This window comes from Mesorhizobium sp. B2-5-13 (assembly GCF_006440535.1).
Classification (GTDB): Bacteria; Pseudomonadota; Alphaproteobacteria; order Rhizobiales; family Rhizobiaceae; genus Mesorhizobium; species Mesorhizobium salmacidum.
The window spans coordinates 35460-50133 of record NZ_VFUI01000018.1 but is presented as its reverse complement, the minus strand read 5'-3'; the positions used below and the strand labels follow the sequence as shown (position 1 = coordinate 50133).

Annotated in this window: 18 protein-coding genes; 11 read left to right on the top strand and 7 right to left on the bottom strand. The window is 62.3% G+C overall.

All coding sequences use genetic code 11. From position 1 onward, the window contains the following. The first annotated feature begins 4 nt into the window (after positions 1-4). Complete coding sequence (locus FJ434_RS23625; protein ID WP_140712560.1) at positions 5-502, top strand: NUDIX domain-containing protein; 498 nt, start codon at positions 5-7, stop codon at positions 500-502. 1 nt (position 503) lies between these two features. On the opposite strand, the gene FJ434_RS23620 is transcribed toward FJ434_RS23625, so the two are convergent. Then, complete coding sequence (locus tag FJ434_RS23620; protein ID WP_140751337.1) at positions 504-1496, bottom strand: glutathione S-transferase family protein; 993 nt, start codon at positions 1494-1496, stop codon at positions 504-506. 267 nt (positions 1497-1763) lie between these two features. Here FJ434_RS23620 and FJ434_RS23615 point away from each other — a divergent pair, with 267 nt between their 5' ends. The 5 genes from FJ434_RS23615 (at position 1764) to FJ434_RS23595 (ending at position 5491) form a co-directional block, all read left to right on the top strand. Then, the gene (locus FJ434_RS23615; RefSeq protein ID WP_140504806.1) at positions 1764-2288 is read left to right on the top strand and encodes an N-acetyltransferase; all 525 of its coding nucleotides are present in this window, start codon (positions 1764-1766) and stop codon (positions 2286-2288) included. 145 nt (positions 2289-2433) lie between these two features. Continuing rightward, the gene (locus FJ434_RS23610) at positions 2434-3195 is read left to right on the top strand and encodes a 3-hydroxyacyl-CoA dehydrogenase (RefSeq protein ID WP_140751339.1); all 762 of its coding nucleotides are present in this window, start codon (positions 2434-2436) and stop codon (positions 3193-3195) included. Between the two features lie 105 nt (positions 3196-3300). Further along, the gene (locus FJ434_RS23605; RefSeq protein ID WP_140751341.1) at positions 3301-4068 is read left to right on the top strand and encodes a HugZ family protein; all 768 of its coding nucleotides are present in this window, start codon (positions 3301-3303) and stop codon (positions 4066-4068) included. Between the two features lie 164 nt (positions 4069-4232). Further along, on the top strand, positions 4233-4577 hold the full coding sequence (locus FJ434_RS23600; RefSeq protein ID WP_027146391.1) for a metalloregulator ArsR/SmtB family transcription factor: 345 nt from the start codon (positions 4233-4235) through the stop codon (positions 4575-4577). Positions 4578-4696: 119 nt separating this feature from the next. Then, positions 4697-5491 (top strand): RNA methyltransferase, encoded by a 795-nt coding sequence (locus FJ434_RS23595; RefSeq protein ID WP_140712568.1) that lies wholly within the window; start codon positions 4697-4699, stop codon positions 5489-5491. 41 nt (positions 5492-5532) lie between these two features. On the opposite strand, the gene FJ434_RS23590 is transcribed toward FJ434_RS23595, so the two are convergent. Then, entirely contained in the window at positions 5533-6687 is a 1155-nt protein-coding gene (locus FJ434_RS23590; protein WP_140712570.1) for a hypothetical protein, read from the bottom strand. Between the two features lie 153 nt (positions 6688-6840). Next, positions 6841-7377 carry an EipA family protein gene (locus FJ434_RS23585; RefSeq protein WP_245262388.1) on the bottom strand — a complete coding sequence of 179 codons (537 nt, stop codon included), beginning with the start codon at positions 7375-7377 and terminating at the stop codon, positions 6841-6843. Positions 7378-7762: 385 nt separating this feature from the next. On the opposite strand from FJ434_RS23585, the gene FJ434_RS23580 reads away from it, so the two are divergent. Continuing rightward, positions 7763-8392: a histidine phosphotransferase family protein gene (locus FJ434_RS23580; protein ID WP_027146387.1), complete on the top strand. Its 630-nt coding sequence runs from the start codon at positions 7763-7765 to the stop codon at positions 8390-8392. A 244-nt stretch (positions 8393-8636) separates the two neighbouring features. Next, positions 8637-9005, top strand: a complete 369-nt coding sequence (locus FJ434_RS23575; protein WP_140504796.1) for a response regulator — start codon at positions 8637-8639, stop codon at positions 9003-9005. 160 nt (positions 9006-9165) lie between these two features. Here FJ434_RS23575 and ctrA read toward each other — a convergent pair whose 3' ends face one another. Then, on the bottom strand, positions 9166-9861 hold the full coding sequence (gene ctrA, locus FJ434_RS23570; RefSeq protein ID WP_006203583.1) for a cell cycle two-component system response regulator CtrA: 696 nt from the start codon (positions 9859-9861) through the stop codon (positions 9166-9168). Positions 9862-10312: 451 nt separating this feature from the next. Here ctrA and FJ434_RS23565 point away from each other — a divergent pair, with 451 nt between their 5' ends. Continuing rightward, complete coding sequence (locus tag FJ434_RS23565) at positions 10313-10690, top strand: flagellar export protein FliJ (RefSeq protein WP_140751343.1); 378 nt, start codon at positions 10313-10315, stop codon at positions 10688-10690. A 201-nt stretch (positions 10691-10891) separates the two neighbouring features. Here the strand turns inward: FJ434_RS23565 and FJ434_RS30355 are convergent, their stop codons facing one another. Then, positions 10892-10984, bottom strand: a complete 93-nt coding sequence (locus FJ434_RS30355; protein WP_246679072.1) for a winged helix-turn-helix transcriptional regulator — start codon at positions 10982-10984, stop codon at positions 10892-10894. A 47-nt stretch (positions 10985-11031) separates the two neighbouring features. Here FJ434_RS30355 and FJ434_RS23555 point away from each other — a divergent pair, with 47 nt between their 5' ends. Beyond that, positions 11032-11688: an NADP-dependent oxidoreductase gene (locus tag FJ434_RS23555; protein WP_246678365.1), complete on the top strand. Its 657-nt coding sequence runs from the start codon at positions 11032-11034 to the stop codon at positions 11686-11688. Between the two features lie 62 nt (positions 11689-11750). On the opposite strand, the gene FJ434_RS23550 is transcribed toward FJ434_RS23555, so the two are convergent. Further along, positions 11751-12026 carry a DUF1153 domain-containing protein gene (locus tag FJ434_RS23550; RefSeq protein WP_006203587.1) on the bottom strand — a complete coding sequence of 92 codons (276 nt, stop codon included), beginning with the start codon at positions 12024-12026 and terminating at the stop codon, positions 11751-11753. 286 nt (positions 12027-12312) lie between these two features. On the opposite strand from FJ434_RS23550, the gene mnmA reads away from it, so the two are divergent. Further along, positions 12313-13503, top strand: a complete 1191-nt coding sequence (mnmA, locus tag FJ434_RS23545) for a tRNA 2-thiouridine(34) synthase MnmA (RefSeq protein WP_140504790.1) — start codon at positions 12313-12315, stop codon at positions 13501-13503. Positions 13504-13545: 42 nt separating this feature from the next. On the opposite strand, the gene FJ434_RS23540 is transcribed toward mnmA, so the two are convergent. Beyond that, the gene (locus tag FJ434_RS23540; RefSeq protein WP_140751345.1) at positions 13546-14511 is read right to left on the bottom strand and encodes a Gfo/Idh/MocA family oxidoreductase; all 966 of its coding nucleotides are present in this window, start codon (positions 14509-14511) and stop codon (positions 13546-13548) included. Positions 14512-14674: the final 163 nt, after the last annotated feature.

Here is a 14674-nt window from a genome sequence, read left to right as displayed (position 1 = left end):
ACTGATGGCGACCGATGAGGAGGCTCCGTTCCGCCAGACCGGCTGGGCGGGTTTGAGAGCCCGGCTGTTCCATCTCTATTTCGTGCTGCGACGGCCGATGACGCTCGGTGTGCGCGGCCTGATCCACGATGCCTCCAACAATTCCGTCTTCCTCATTCGCCACACCTATGTGCCGGGCTGGCAGCTTCCCGGCGGCGGCGTCGAGATCGGCGAGACGATGACCGAGGCGCTGGCCCGCGAACTCGCCGAGGAAGGCAACATCGCGCTGGCCGCGCCACCGGTTTTCAGATCGATGCATTTCAACCGCCGCGCCAGCCCCCGCGACCATGTCGGCTTCTACCTGGTCGAGCATTTCAGCCAAACCGCGCCGAAACTGCCCGACCATGAAATCGCCGAGGCCGGCTTTTTCCCGCTCGATCGCTTGCCGGAAAGCACGACGCCGGCAACGCTGCGGCGGATCGCTGAGGTTTTTAGGGGCGAGCCGGCATCGGCTTACTGGTAGGTCAGGCTGCAGCCTTCCTGAACCGCCCCCGATCATGCCGCGCACCATAGTCGAGCGCCGGCCCGACCGGTATGATCCGGGTCGGATTGATGATCGCGTGGCTGCCGTAATAATGCGCCTTGATGTGGTGCAGGTTCACCGTCTCGGCGACACGAGGCACCTGATAGAGGTCGCGCAGATAGTTCGACAGGTTCGGATAGTCGGCGATGCGGCGCAGGTTGCACTTGAAATGGCCGACATAGACCGGGTCGAAGCGCACCAGAGTGGTGAACAGCCGCCAGTCGGCCTCGGTAATGCGGTCACCAACCAGATAACGTTGCCTGGAAAGGCGATCTTCCAGCGCATCGAGCGTCGAAAACAGCTCGCCGAACGCCTCCTCATAGGCCGTTTGCGTGGTGGCGAAACCGGCGCGATAGACGCCATTGTTGATGGCGGGATAAACCAGCGCGTTGATTGCGTCGATCTCGCCACGCAAGGCTTCCGGGTAAAAATCGAGGCTGGCATCACCCCATTCGTCGAAGGCCGAATTGAGCATCCGAATGATCTCGGAGGATTCGTTGGAGACGATAGTCTGTTCCTTTTTGTCCCATAGCACCGGCACCGTCACCCGGCCCGAATAGGCCGGATCGGCCCTGGTGTAGATCTGGTGCAGGAAGTCGAGGCCGTAGAGCGTGTCCCCTGTCGCGCCGTCCTCGGCCAGGAACGTCCAACCATCAGCACCCATGAAATGGTGCACCACCGATACCGAAATAATGGCGTTCAGCTTCTTCAGCGCGCGAAAGATCAGCGTCCGGTGCGCCCAGGGACAGGCGAGTGAGACATAGAGGTGATAGCGGCCGGGCTCCGCCCTGAAGCCGCGGCTGCGGCCTTCGACCGGTATGCCGTCGCGCGTGATCCAGTCGCGCCACTGCGACTGCGCCCGCACGAACTTGCCGCCACTGTTTTTCGTGTCGTACCAGCGGTCCTGCCATTTGCCATCGACGAGCAATCCCATGAATTGTCCTTTCGCGTTTCCCGTCATGTAAGGCGCGATGCGGCAAGGCGGAAATCATCCAGGGCTGAACAGACCGTCAATCGGTAGGGCCAGCGAAGCCGTCGATTGCGGCGGGCGAAAATTGATGCTAGCGGACACTCCGCATGTTCGACTTTGCCTTGATCCGGTTTGACCGACGACGAAAGGACGCCCGCGCTTGATGAAGCGCTGACTGGCGAACGCTGCCGTTTGCAGCAACCTTTCCTCCTCTACCGGAACGCAACGACCATGAGCCTTGCCGACGTGAAGTACCTGCCGGAAACTCCGGCGCACGATCCTGAAATCGAAGCCATCAACGACGAGGCCTTCGGCCCCGGCCGTTTCGTGCTGGCCGCCTACAAGATCCGCGAGGCCGGCGGCCACGAGCGCGCGCTGTCCTTTGTCGCGGTCGACGGCGACCTCGTCGTCGCCTCGGTGCGTATGACGCGCATTGCGGCCGGTGCCGGCCGGGCGCTGATGCTCGGGCCGCTCGCGGTGCGGCCCGCCTTCAAGAATCTCGGCATCGGCCGCCGGCTGGTGAAAATCGCGCTGGAAGCGGCCGCCAAGGCCGGTGCGCCCGCCGTGATGCTGGTCGGCGACGAGCCCTATTACGGGCCGCTCGGCTTCAAGCGCATTCCACGCGGCCAGATCTCGATGCCGAGGCCTGTCGACCTCGACCGCCTTTTGTCGCACGAGATCACGCCGGGCGCGGTTGCCAGGCTCATGGGCGAGGTCGGTCACGCCAGCCAGGCCAGGGTCGCCGAGCACGCCTAGGGCAGCTTCAGGAAGGTGAACGGGTTCCGCAGTTCGCCGTTTCTGCAAGACGGCGAACTGCTCCATCTTGACCTTGTCGGTCGATCCGGGCCTGATCCGTCCCTGTTTTCATAGAAAAGCCCATACTCACAGGAAGGATGACGCCATGACCCCCAACGGCCAGATCGCGATCGTGACCGGAGGCGGCTCCGGCCTCGGCGAGGCGACCGCTCGCGCGCTTGCCGCCAAAGGGGCCCGCGTCGCCATCCTCGATGTCGGCATCGAGCGCGCGGCCAAGGTTGCTGCCGAGGTCGGCGGCATCGCCGTCCAGTGCGATGTTGCAAGTGCCGAGAATGGCGCCGCCGCCCTCGCCGATGTCGCCGCCAGGCTGGGCGAGCCGCGCATTCTGGTCAATTGCGCCGGCATCGCCATCGGGGTGAAGACGATCGGCAAGGATGGACCCCATCCGCTCGACCAGTACCGCAAGGTTATCGAGGTCAATCTGATCGGCACCTTCAATATGATCCGCCTGGTTGCCGACCGCGCCGCGAAACTCGAGCCGCTGCAGGGCGGCGAGCGCGGCGTCATCGTCAACACTGCCTCGGTCGCCGCCTATGACGGGCAGATCGGCCAGGCGGCCTATTCCGCCTCCAAGGGCGGCGTGGTCGGCATGACGCTGCCGGTGGCGCGTGATCTCGCCCGTTCCGGCATCCGGGTCTGCACCATCGCGCCCGGCATCTTCAAGACGCCGATGATGGCCGGCATGCCGCAGGACGTGCAGGATTCGCTGGGCGCCGCCGTGCCCTTCCCGTCCCGCCTTGGCGAACCATCCGAATATGCCGCGCTTGCGCTGCACATTGTCGAAAACCAGATGCTGAACGGCGAGACCATCCGTCTCGACGGCGCCATCCGCATGGCGCCGAAATAGAGCGTGCGCCCAACGGCGCGAAATGCGGCGGGTGCCTCACCTTGCCATGTTCGGCACGTCGGCCGATAAGTGGAATAGGAAAATCAACTTAGCAGGACGAGAACCTTGGGCGACCGGAAGAAGGATGTGATCCGCGAGACCGACGCCGAGGCGATCCGGTTGGCGAAAACGCTTCTGCGCAGCGCCCGCTTCGGCGCCCTGGCGGTGCTGGAACCAAGGACCGGATCGCCACTGGCGAGCCGGGTCGGCATCGCCACCGACATCGACGGCGCACCGCTTGTCCTGGTGTCGATGCTCGCGGCGCACACGTCAGCGCTGCTTGCCGATCCGCGCTGTTCCCTGCTGCTCGGCGAGCCCGGCAAAGGCGATCCGCTGGCGCATCCGCGGCTGACGCTGGCCTGCCAGGCATCGCGGCTGGAGCGCGGCTCGCAGGCGCATGCCCGTGCCGAGCGCCGCTATCTCAACCGCAATCCCAAGGCGAGCCTCTATGTCGGGCTCGGCGACTTTTCGATCTTTCGCCTTGAGCCGCAACACGCCAGCCTCAACGGCGGCTTCGGCAAGGCCTATCAGCTCGAACGGCTCGACCTTCTCACCATTGGGCCCATCATCGAGGAACTCGCCGGAAGCGAACAATCGGCCGTCGAGCACATGAATGCGGACCATCTCGACGCTATCGCCGTCTATGCCTGTCATTTCGCCAAGGCACCCGGCGGCGGCTGGACCATTGCCGGTTTGGACGCCGAAGGCATCGATCTGGTGTCGGGGGACAATACTTGCCGGGTATTTTTTCCACAACCTTTGATAACGGTGTCGGAACTGCGTCTCGTTCTGGTTGCCATGGCCAGGGCCGGCAGGGCCGCATCGGAGGTATAAGACGCGACTAAATTGCATTTGATCAAAAGCAACGCTTGAGATTTGAAAGAAATGTTCTAGGCTTAGATGTGGTGCTGACTCGTCGGCACCTTCACAAGTGAATTTATGGATTCAGGCACCATTGCCCCCATGGCGCCTCGATGAGCAAACAGCATGGGGCATCAATGGTCTCGACAAAGCTAATCGCCAACGCCGAATCGGCTGCCGAATTTCTGATGCTGATGGGCAACGAAAAACGGCTGTTGATCATGAGCTATCTGATCGACGGTGAAATGTCGGTCGGCGCCATCGCCGAAAAGGTGATGCTCAGCCAATCCGCTCTCTCGCAGCACCTGGCCAAGTTGCGGGCGCTCGACATCGTGGACACCCGGCGCGATCGTCAGATGATCTACTATTCCTGCAAATCCGATGCGGTGCGCGAACTGCTCACCATGCTGGATGGCATTTTCGGCAGCGGCAAGGAAGATCTGTCCCAGATGGCGCAGAGGTTGCGCCGCGCCGGGACTTGACCGCACGCTGCCGCGGCCGCTTACCTCGCTGACGATCTCCGGAGCGTGGCTCGTGTGTCTTTCCCGGCACACGAGCCACGCTCTTTATTGTTGAGCGGGACATGATTGTTGAGCGGGACATGGACCCAATACGCATCGACGATCCACGCGACCCGCGTGTCGCTGCCTATCTCGATATCCGCGAGCGCGATCTGGCGGGCCGGCAAGGCCGTTTCGTCGCCGAAGGCAAGGTGGTGCTCGACCTGCTTTTGTCGTCGCGCCGCTTCAGCGCCGAATCCATCCTGATCCTGGAAAACAGGCTTGGCGGCCTGGAGGACATGCTGCGCAAGGCACAAGCGGACCTGCCGGTCTACGTCGTCGCCGGTGCGGTGATGGACGCGATTGCCGGATTCCATATGCATCGCGGCATCCTGGCCATCGGCCGCAAGGAAGCACCGCACCCGGCCGCCTCATTGCTGGATGCCTTGCCCGCCCAAGCTCTGGTCGTCGTGCTTGTCGGCATCGCCAACCATGACAATATGGGTTCAATCTTCCGCAATGCCGCCGCTTTCGGCGCCGACGCTGTGCTGATGGACACGACATGCTGCGACCCGCTGTACCGCAAGGCGATCCGGGTTTCGGTCGGCGCCGCGCTCAAGATCCCTTTCGCGTCCTTCACAGACACGGCGGAATTCACGGCGGGTCTCGATCGGCGGGGCTATGACCAGTTCGCACTGTCACCGCGCGGCCGGATCGACATTCGCGATGCACCGCGCGGCGAGCGGCTGGCGCTCTACCTCGGCACCGAGGGTGAAGGCCTGCCCGAAAGCCTGCTTTCCCGCTTGCAAACGGTACGGATCACCATGTCGAAAGGCTTCGACAGCTTGAACGTCGCTGCCGCCTCGGCCATTGCCCTGCATCATTTCTCGCACTGACGATGATTTGAGTGCGACGAAGGTGGCTAGCCCGCACCGCGTCAGTCGGCTTCTGCTTTCTGCAAGGCGCGTACGCGGTCGGCGAGGCTGCGGTCATGGCCGGCGGAGCGGTTTTCCTGCGGTGCCGCCAGCGCCTTGGCGATCTGCGAATCAGGGCCCTCGAGCTTGGCAGTCAGATGGACGACCTCCGCAGCCAGTTCGTTCATCTGCTCACGCAGCGCGGCGCCATTGCCATTCGTCAAGCCCAACGATGCCGCGGCGCCGAGGTCCGCCTTCAGGCGCTTGTTCTCACGCGCCAGCGCCATAAGCCTGGCCTCCAGCCGCTCGCGGTCGCCGTCGAGCCTGGCAATCGCCCGGTCCACGTCGTCGCGCTTGCCGGCCTCGTCGTGCCGACCCGCTTCATCGGGCTTGCCGACCAGCCGCAAGGCCGATGCGCCGTCCTCGGCTTTCGCTTTTTCCCGCAACCGCGCCAACTCCTTTTCGCGCCGATCAAGCTTGTCCTCACGGTCGGCGAGCGTTGCGAGCAGCCGCTCGACCTTCTTGTCGAGTTCGGCGGCCCTTCTCTTCTCGGCCTTCAGGGCATCGCGTGCGGCCTTGCTTTCGGCCGCGATCTCCTGGCTGCGCCGGTCCGCTTCCTTGCGCTGGCCGCGCAGCAGCGAGATGTCGCTGGCGAGCTTCTGCAATTCGGATTCGCGGGCCACGAGCTCGATCTGGCGGCTGCTGGAGGCAAAACTGGCATCGTCATACATGTGCTCCAGCTTCTCGAGATCGAGCGCCCGCCTTTCCAGTTTTCGTTCGGTTTCCTTGAGCCGCTCCGAAAGCTGATGCAGTTCTTCTTCGCGCTGCCGCAACGCTTCGCTCTTGGCGCCGAGTTCGGCGAGCGCATGGTTCTTCTCCGTGCGCTCGACCGCCAGCCCCTTTAGCGCCTCGTGGCCGCGATTGATCTCGACGAGTTGTTCGGCCACTTTCTCGCGCAACGTCTTGACGTTGATTTCAAGTCGGCGCGTCGACATGGCGTACTCGGCCCGGATCCGGTCCTTGTCGGCTTGGATTTCAGCTCGCGTCAGCGGGATGGAGGCTTCGATGCGCCTGCGGGTCAGGGCGACGGCACGCCGCCAGACGGCCGGAGCCACCATCAGCGCCAGAAAGCCGGCACAGAGAAAGCCAAGGGCAAAGAACAGGACCGACTGAACCAAAGGACTACCCGTTATCGACGACAACTTGGAAGGCTGGACTGTGCCATCTTGGCATGGCGGAAATCCGGCACCGCGGCAAGGGCTTGCCGCGGCTCATTCGGGTCGTGGCTCGGGAATCCGGTCGAACGGTCCACGTCTTCATCATCGGACAGATCAGAACGGGTTCCAAGTCGCCCGCTCGGTCAGTTTCAAGTAGCCGAGGTTGACGCCGAGCCGGGCGCCGACGCCGGTACGGATCGGCACCAGCAGCACATTGTTGTTCTTCAGCACGTTGAAGCCGACACCCGCCACCACATAGGCCGAACCGGCGACGCCGCCATAGCGATTGTAGAGATTGCCGACATCGTCGAGATTGTAGACCAGCATCATCACGCGTGACCCCTCGCCGCCGAAATCCCAGCCCAGCGACGGGCCTTGCCAGAACACTTTGTGATCGCCGGCATTCTTGGTGTAGAGCGTGCCTTCGCCATAGGTCAGGCCGCCGATCAGCGCACCGGATCCCTCCTCGCCGAGCAGATAGCCGTTAGGCAAACCGTAGGAGGCGAAAATCTTCTCCACGACCGTGGCCAACCCGCCCGACGTCGCGCCGAAGAACTTGTGGCCGGAATCGACAATCTCCTGAGCGGTGTACTCCTGGGCCCGCAAGGGCGATGTCGTGAAGACGAGAACGCCCATGAGCGTGAACGCCATTGAGAGGGCACGGAGAAAACTCCGGTCATACAATCGGGAAAACATGCTTCCAATCTCCGTCATGAAGCACTTTCGCCGACGCCTCGCATCCGTACGGCTCTTTAGGCGGCCGTTAAGGATGACTGTTAGGGGCAAACTATGCCGTAATCCTTTTTCAACCATTAAACTCCCACATGAAGATGGCGGTTCGAAGGCTGTTTGGCCGCTCAAGGGGACACGCAGCCTGCGTGAATGCGCCATATGCCATGACGACAATTTGGATTTGTTGCTGCATGCGCGGGCGCTGTGTATTCAGAAAGCCTTGGGTTGAAGCGTGATTCGTGTGGGCAGGCGCGAAGATCGATCGCTCGGCCACGAACTGGAAGATTTTGCAGGGATTTCGCCGATGGCCGAACTGTTCACCCTTTCCGCTCCCGATCTGGCGGCGCTTTTGTGCAGCCGCGTCTGCCACGACATCATCTCGCCGGTCGGCGCGATCAATAACGGGCTTGAACTGCTCGACGAGGGCGGCGCCGACGAAGACGCCATGCGGCTCATCCGCCAGAGTGCAAAGAACGCCTCGGCTCGCTTGCAGTTCGCCCGGATCGCCTTCGGCGCCGCCGGTTCGGCGGGCATGATGATCGATACCGGAGATGCCGAGGCCGTCGCCATTGCCTTCCTCAAGAACGAAAAGCCCGAATTGGTCTGGAACGGAATCCGCGCGCTGCTGCCCAAGAACAAGGTCAAGCTGCTGCTCAACCTGCTCCTGGTCGCCAATGCCGCCATCCCGCGCGGCGGCAAGCTGGTGGTGACGCTCGAAAATCTCGAAACCGAGCCGCGTTTTTCGCTTTCGGCAAGCGGGCCGATGCTGCGTGTGCCGCCGAAATTCCTCGAACTGCATTCCGGTCACAAGCCGGAGGAGCCGATCGACGCTCATTCGGTGCAGCCCTATTACACGCTGCTGCTGGCCCGCGAGGCCAACATGACGATTTCGATCCATGCAACGGCTGAAGAAATAGTCCTTTCGGTGGTCTGAAATCGGCGCGGCAGCGCGACCGAACAAAGTATTTCAATCTGAAATATTTTATTGACACGGCAATCGGGCGCGATGATCTTTGACACGCCGGCAACGTCGAAGCATCCGCAAGGAAAAATTAGCCTAACGGCATCTTTGCAAAAATTTTACCTAACGGCTTTTCAGCTTCTTTACCAGATCGGTCTAGGCTACGCCGCAGATGCCCCGCACGACCGGATTGTCCAAGGGCAAAGAGGACCCGGAAATGAAACGCTGCATGTTCGTCGACGATTCAAGCGTCATCAGGAAGGTTGCAAAACGCATCCTGGGCGGTTCCGACATGATGGTCATCGAGGCAGCCAGCGGGCTTGACGCACTGGAGATGTGCGCCGCCGACATGCCCGACATCATAGTCATCGATGGCGCCCTGCCGGACGTGCAGGCGATCGACCTCATCCGGCGCCTACGCGCGATGGAAAGCCCGATCAAGCCGCAGATCCTGATCTCACTGGTTGAGCTCGATATCGCGTCGATCATGCGGGCCAAGCGCGCCGGCGCCCAGGGCTATCTGTTGAAGCCCTTTAATCGCCCGCAACTGCTCGAACGCTTTCGTGCTTTGAAGATCGCGGCCTGAACGGAAGCTACGCCAGGCAAACCGCGTGGCGGTCCGCCGCCTCGCAGTGCAAAAACAAATAATTATCAGTCCACAGTGCAAAACCCCCGAAGGTTGCGTCCAACTTTCGGGGGTCAGTTCACATGGCCAGGTTTTTTAAGAAAAGCTCTGCCGGTCGCGCTCAGGCGCTGACGCGGATGTCTTCCGGTTCACGCAGCACATAGCCGCGGCCCCAGACGGTCTCGATGTAGTTCTGGCCACCGGACGCGGCGTCGAGCTTCTTGCGCAGCTTGCAGATGAAGACGTCGATGATCTTCAGTTCCGGCTCGTCCATGCCGCCATAGAGGTGGTTGAGGAACATTTCCTTGGTGAGGGTGGTGCCCTTGCGCAGCGAGAGCAGCTCCAGCATCTGGTATTCCTTGCCGGTGAGGTGCACGCGCTGGCCACCGACCTCGACGGTCTTGGCGTCGAGGTTGACGACCAGATCGCCCGTGGTGATGACCGACTGGGCGTGACCCTTGGAGCGGCGCACGATGGCGTGAATGCGCGCCACCAGCTCGTCTTTGTGGAACGGCTTGGTCATGTAGTCGTCAGCGCCGAAACCGAGGCCGCGTACCTTGTCCTCGATGCCGGCCATGCCGGAGAGGATCAGGATGGGCGTCTTTACCTTGGAGAGGCGAAGCGTTCTCAAGACCTCGTAGCCAGACATGTCTGGCAGGTTGAGGTCGAGAAGGATGATGTCGTAGTCGTAGAGCTTGCCCAGATCGACACCCTCTTCGCCGAGGTCTGTCGTATAGACGTTGAAACTTTCCGATTTCAGCATCAACTCGATGCTTTGTGCGGTTGCACTGTCATCTTCTATCAGCAGAACACGCATTTCATTCCCCTTTTCTGCCGCCGGACCATTTCACGACCCGTCCTGCCCCGGAGCAGTGGTTGCCTGGTATAGAGGCTGCCATCGAATGGTTAACAAAACCTAATTTCCCGTCCAATACGGTATCAGATTTTTTAACCCCTTTCTACACCCTCTTGAATCTAATAACGAATCACAGACCAAAATTCCTAATGCGACACATTAATAACCTGGACTAAGTGACTCCAGGGACTCATCGACGCGGCTTCGCTTCGGCGGCCGGAATTTTTACCCGGCCTTAAGCCCTGACACGTATGATTAACAATGCCCGTAAACGAATGGTTACCGTCGGCAAAAAACTTTAGGGTTTTGTTTCCTATAGTGCGGGGAAAGCCGGTGGATACGGGCAGCGCTTGGGCCTTTTCAAGTGGTTTGGACGATATGTGCGGGTGTGCGTTTCCGGGAGTACCGAATCATGAAGTCACGTGAAAACCTCGTTCGGCTGAAACAGTTTCAGGTGAATGAGAAGCGTCGCCAGATGCTGCAACTCGACACGATGATCGCCGAGTTCGAGCGCATGGCCGTCGAACTGGAGCTTCAGATCACCGCCGAGGAAAAGAAAGCCGGCATCACAGATATCAATCATTTCGCCTATCCGACCTTCGCCAAGGCCGCGCGCCTGCGCCGCGACAATCTCAGGAACTCGCAAGGCGACCTCGCCCAGCAGAGAAGCGCCGCCGAATCATTACTCGGCGAAGCTGAAGCGGAGCTTTCCAAGGCTGAGATGCTGGAATCGCGCGATACCAAGATTCGCGAAGCCGAAACCGGTGGCCGCAGCGCCATGATCGGCTGAACCAGCCGACATCGGCGCTATTTGGCGCGCGCACAAGCGCACACCCTGTCGGGCGACAGCCTGAATTCCGGCGCCGGCGGCCGCCACGAAAGCGCAGGTGGCACGCAAGACCTAGGCAGCCCAGTCCACCTCGTTTCCGGCGATCGCCCTTGCGCGGGCATCCTTGATATCGGGCGCATGCTGCTCCGCCCATGATCTGATCTAGGTAAGCAGTCCCGCCAGGTTGAGGCCGAGCTCGGTCAGTTCATATTCGACGCGCGGCGGAATGACCGGATACGGGGACGGTCGAGGCACTGGGCGCCGGCGTCACCAGCTTCAAGGTCGGCGACGAAGTGTTCGGCATGCCGCGCTTCCCCAAGCAGGCCGCGGCCTACGCCGAACTGGCGGCCGTGCCGGCCGATGAGATCGCGCTGAAGCCGACGCGGGCGGACCACATCCAGGCCGGCGCATTGCCGCTGGCCGGTCTCACCGCCTGGCTCCGCCATGGCCGACTGAAATCAGGCCAGCGCGTGCTGGTGCACGCCGGGGCTGGCGGCGTTGGCCATCTGGCCGTGCAGATCGCCAAGGCGCGTGGTGCTTACGTCGTCGCCACGGCCAGCCCGGGCAAGCTCGACTTCGTACACAAGCTCGGCGCCGATGAGGTGATCGACTACACCAAGGGTGATTTCACCAGCCAGATCAGGGACATCGACGTGGTGCTGGAGCCGGTGGGCGGCGACCATGCCGATCGCTCGCTGAAGGTGCTGAAGCCCGGCGGCGTGCTGGTATCATTGCTCGACGTCAGTGACGCCACCCGCCCCGACGCCAGTTCGCGCGATATCAGGGTCGAGCGCATGTCGGTCGTGCCCGACCGCGAGGGCCTGCTTGAGCTCGCCGGGTTGATCGACGCGCAAAAGCTTGCGGTCCACGTGGCCAGGACTTTTCTGCTCGGCCAGGCGGGAGCCGCCCACGCCTTTCTCGCCACCAAGCCGAGCGGCAAGGTAGCGCTGACGGTCTGAGCGGCGACGCCGAAAGCAAAAGGGCGCGGCATGCCGCGCCCTTCTATCGTGCTGAGGCCGGCCTAGTGCCGGTATTGCTGGATGCGCGTGGTGCGCAGCCCGGCAAGGCCGTATTCGTCGATCGACGCTTGCCAGGACAGGAATTCCTCCGTGGTCAGCTTGTAGCGCTGGCATGCCTCTTCAAGGCTCAAAAGTCCGCCGCGCACCGCTGCAACCACTTCCGCCTTGCGCCGGATAACCCAGCGACGCGTGTTCGTCGGCGGCAGATCGGCAATCGTAAGAGGGCTGCCGTCAGGCCCGATAACGTATTTGACTCTAGGTCTAACCAGATCGGTCATCGTACTCTCTACAAAAAACTCAAAGACCCAATCCCCGCCACGTTACCGCCACAGCTTTAAAAATTGCCTAAGCAGACCCTAATGACTAGGTAAGGATCGTGAACGCCGCGTTAGTCTTTTAGCGGGCATTTGAAATATCCGGCTGGAAACCCTGTTTTAGCCGGAAGGAATGTACCCACTCACAGCGTTCGCCATACGCCGCGGTCGTCCTGCAAGCTGGCGCCGCATGAAAGCTTGACCTATATTCTCGACATTGGCATTTGAGCTGCCGCAGAATGAAAGCACCATGAACAGTCTCGACCTTCCCAGACGTCCCGAAGAGACCCGCATTGTCGTCGCCATGTCGGGCGGCGTCGATTCATCCGTGGTCGCCGGCCTGTTGAAGCGCGAGGGCTATGATGTCGTCGGCGTTACCTTGCAGCTCTATGATCATGGCGCGGCAACGCATCGGGCCGGATCATGCTGCGCCGGCCAGGACATCGACGATGCCCGCCGCGTCTCTGAGACGCTGGGTATTCCGCATTATGTGCTCGACTATGAGGAGCGGTTCCGCAAGGCGGTCATCGACCCCTTCGCCGAGAGCTATGTCGCCGGCGAAACACCCATTCCTTGCGTTTCCTGCAACCAGACGGTCAAATTCGCCGATCTTCTGGCCACGGCCAAGGATCTCGGCGCCGACGCGCTGGCCACCGGCCACTACATCCGCTCCGGGGCCAATGGCGCCCACCGCGCCCTCTACCGGCCGGTCGACGCCGACCGCGACCAGAGCTATTTCCTGTTCGCCACCACGCAGGCGCAGATCGACTATTTGCGCTTTCCGCTCGGCGGCCTGTCGAAGCCGCAGGTTCGCGCCATCGCCGAGGAGATGGGGCTGACGGTCGCCGCCAAACAGGACAGCCAGGACATCTGCTTCGTGCCGCAGGGCAAATATTCCGACATCATAGCCAAGCTGAAGCCGGCTGCCGCCAACCCGGGCGACATCGTCCATATCGACGGCCGGGTGCTCGGCCGCCACGAGGGCATTCTGCGCTACACGATCGGCCAGCGCCGTGGCATCGGCATCGCGTCCGGCGAGCCGCTCTATGTCGTCCATCTGGACGCCGAGCGCGCCCGTGTCGTGGTCGGCCCGCGCGAAGCGCTGGAGACGCACAAGATCTATCTGCGCAACATGAACTGGTTGGGAGACGCCGCGCTCGCCGATGTGCCCGCCGGCGGCATAGAGCTGTTCGCCAAGGTGCGCTCGACCAGGCCGCCACGGCCGGCCATGCTGCGCCACGAGGCAGGCGTGACCTCGGTCGAGCTGGCCGATGGCGAATCGGGCATCGCGCCCGGACAGGCCTGCGTGCTCTATTCCGACGACGGCAACGAGGCCCGCGTCTTCGGCGGCGGCTTCATCGTGCGCTCAGAGCGCGGCGCCGAAGCCGAAGCGATGCTGAGCCGGCTCGCCGAAAAGCCGGCGCAAATTCCCGCCGAGTAGCTCTCCCTGCCCGTCGCACCAGAGGTACGACGCGGCCCTCCCTCAGGATGTGGATTTGGTGTGGGTGACGGTGCCGGCCGTCAGGATGCGCAGCACCCTGATCGCCTCCTCGCCGCTGGTGCGTGGTTCGGCGCGCGTCCCGATGCACTGGATGAAATGTTCAAGTTCGCGAGTCAGCGGCATGCCCTGGGCAACCGCGACATAGGATGGCTCGTTGGTGGTGAACGCCCACTGGCCGCTGTCCTGCCACACCGCGTGGCGGTAGACGGCGAGCTTGCGCTCCCATGGCTCGACATCGTCGAACACCGCCATCGCCTTGGTGCCGACCACGGTCAGCCGCCTCTCGCGATAGGGGTTGAGCCGCGACGTGAAAAGATGGCTGCGCAGGCCGTTGGGAAAGCGCATATGCAGATGCGCGAAATCGCTGAGATTGTCGAGGAGTGCCGCCCCCTCGCCGCGCACCTCGATCGGCTCGGTGCCGGTGATGGCCAGGATCATCGACAGATCGTGCGGCGCGAGGTCCCATAGCGCATCGTTCTCGGTATGGAACTTGCCGAGCCCCAGCCGGTGCGAATGGATGTAGCGGACCTCGCCGAGCTCGCCCTTGTCGATCAGGGCTTTGAGCGTCTCGAAGGCGGGATGGAAGCGCAGGACATGGCCAACCATGTAGACGCGGCCATTGTCCTTGGCCGCCCGCACCGCGCGCTCGGCATCCGGCACCGTCAGCGCGATCGGCTTTTCCACCAGCACGTCCTTGCCGTTCTCGACGGCGCGCACGGCAAGATCGGCATGGAACTGCGGCGGCAAGGCCATGATGATGGCGTCGATGTCATCGCGGACGAACAGCTGGTCCGGCGCGATCGCCAGGCAGTCCTGTTCGCTGGCGAAACCTTCGGCGCGGGCACGATTGGTGTCGGAAACCGCGTGCAACGCGCCGAGCGCCTTGAGGGTGCGGATGTGGTTGGAGCCCCAGTATCCGCAACCGAGGACTGCAATGCGCGGCTTCATCTGTTTCAAACTCTAAAAACTCGTGGCCGAGACATAGCGACGTGCCCCGTCGAACTCAACCCCGGCGGCTGCAAGCAGGTGTTCGCGCGGCAAAGCTTTTCTCCATGGAGAATATGCGCCGATATCGAATGCATCGAAGCTTGACAGGCTCGCCCTCCCAACC

Excerpts from the sequence above, each read along its gene's own strand:
- FJ434_RS23585 (WP_245262388.1), bottom strand. The coding sequence starts at position 7,377 with ATGGCGTTCACGCTCATGGGCGTTCTCGTCTTCACGACATCGCCCTTG.
- FJ434_RS23555 (WP_246678365.1), top strand. The coding sequence starts at position 11,032 with ATGCCGCGCTTCCCCAAGCAGGCCGCGGCCTACGCCGAACTGGCGGCC.
- FJ434_RS23610 (WP_140751339.1), top strand. The coding sequence starts at position 2,434 with ATGACCCCCAACGGCCAGATCGCGATCGTGACCGGAGGCGGCTCCGGC.
- FJ434_RS23595 (WP_140712568.1), top strand. The coding sequence starts at position 4,697 with ATGGACCCAATACGCATCGACGATCCACGCGACCCGCGTGTCGCTGCC.
- ctrA (WP_006203583.1), bottom strand. The coding sequence starts at position 9,861 with ATGCGTGTTCTGCTGATAGAAGATGACAGTGCAACCGCACAAAGCATC.
- FJ434_RS23540 (WP_140751345.1), bottom strand. The coding sequence starts at position 14,511 with ATGAAGCCGCGCATTGCAGTCCTCGGTTGCGGATACTGGGGCTCCAAC.
- FJ434_RS23580 (WP_027146387.1), top strand. The coding sequence starts at position 7,763 with ATGGCCGAACTGTTCACCCTTTCCGCTCCCGATCTGGCGGCGCTTTTG.
- FJ434_RS23575 (WP_140504796.1), top strand. The coding sequence starts at position 8,637 with ATGAAACGCTGCATGTTCGTCGACGATTCAAGCGTCATCAGGAAGGTT.
- FJ434_RS23615 (WP_140504806.1), top strand. The coding sequence starts at position 1,764 with ATGAGCCTTGCCGACGTGAAGTACCTGCCGGAAACTCCGGCGCACGAT.
- FJ434_RS23550 (WP_006203587.1), bottom strand. The coding sequence starts at position 12,026 with ATGACCGATCTGGTTAGACCTAGAGTCAAATACGTTATCGGGCCTGAC.
- FJ434_RS23620 (WP_140751337.1), bottom strand. The coding sequence starts at position 1,496 with ATGGGATTGCTCGTCGATGGCAAATGGCAGGACCGCTGGTACGACACG.
- FJ434_RS23600 (WP_027146391.1), top strand. The coding sequence starts at position 4,233 with ATGGTCTCGACAAAGCTAATCGCCAACGCCGAATCGGCTGCCGAATTT.
- FJ434_RS23565 (WP_140751343.1), top strand. The coding sequence starts at position 10,313 with ATGAAGTCACGTGAAAACCTCGTTCGGCTGAAACAGTTTCAGGTGAAT.
- FJ434_RS23625 (WP_140712560.1), top strand. The coding sequence starts at position 5 with ATGGCGACCGATGAGGAGGCTCCGTTCCGCCAGACCGGCTGGGCGGGT.
- mnmA (WP_140504790.1), top strand. The coding sequence starts at position 12,313 with ATGAACAGTCTCGACCTTCCCAGACGTCCCGAAGAGACCCGCATTGTC.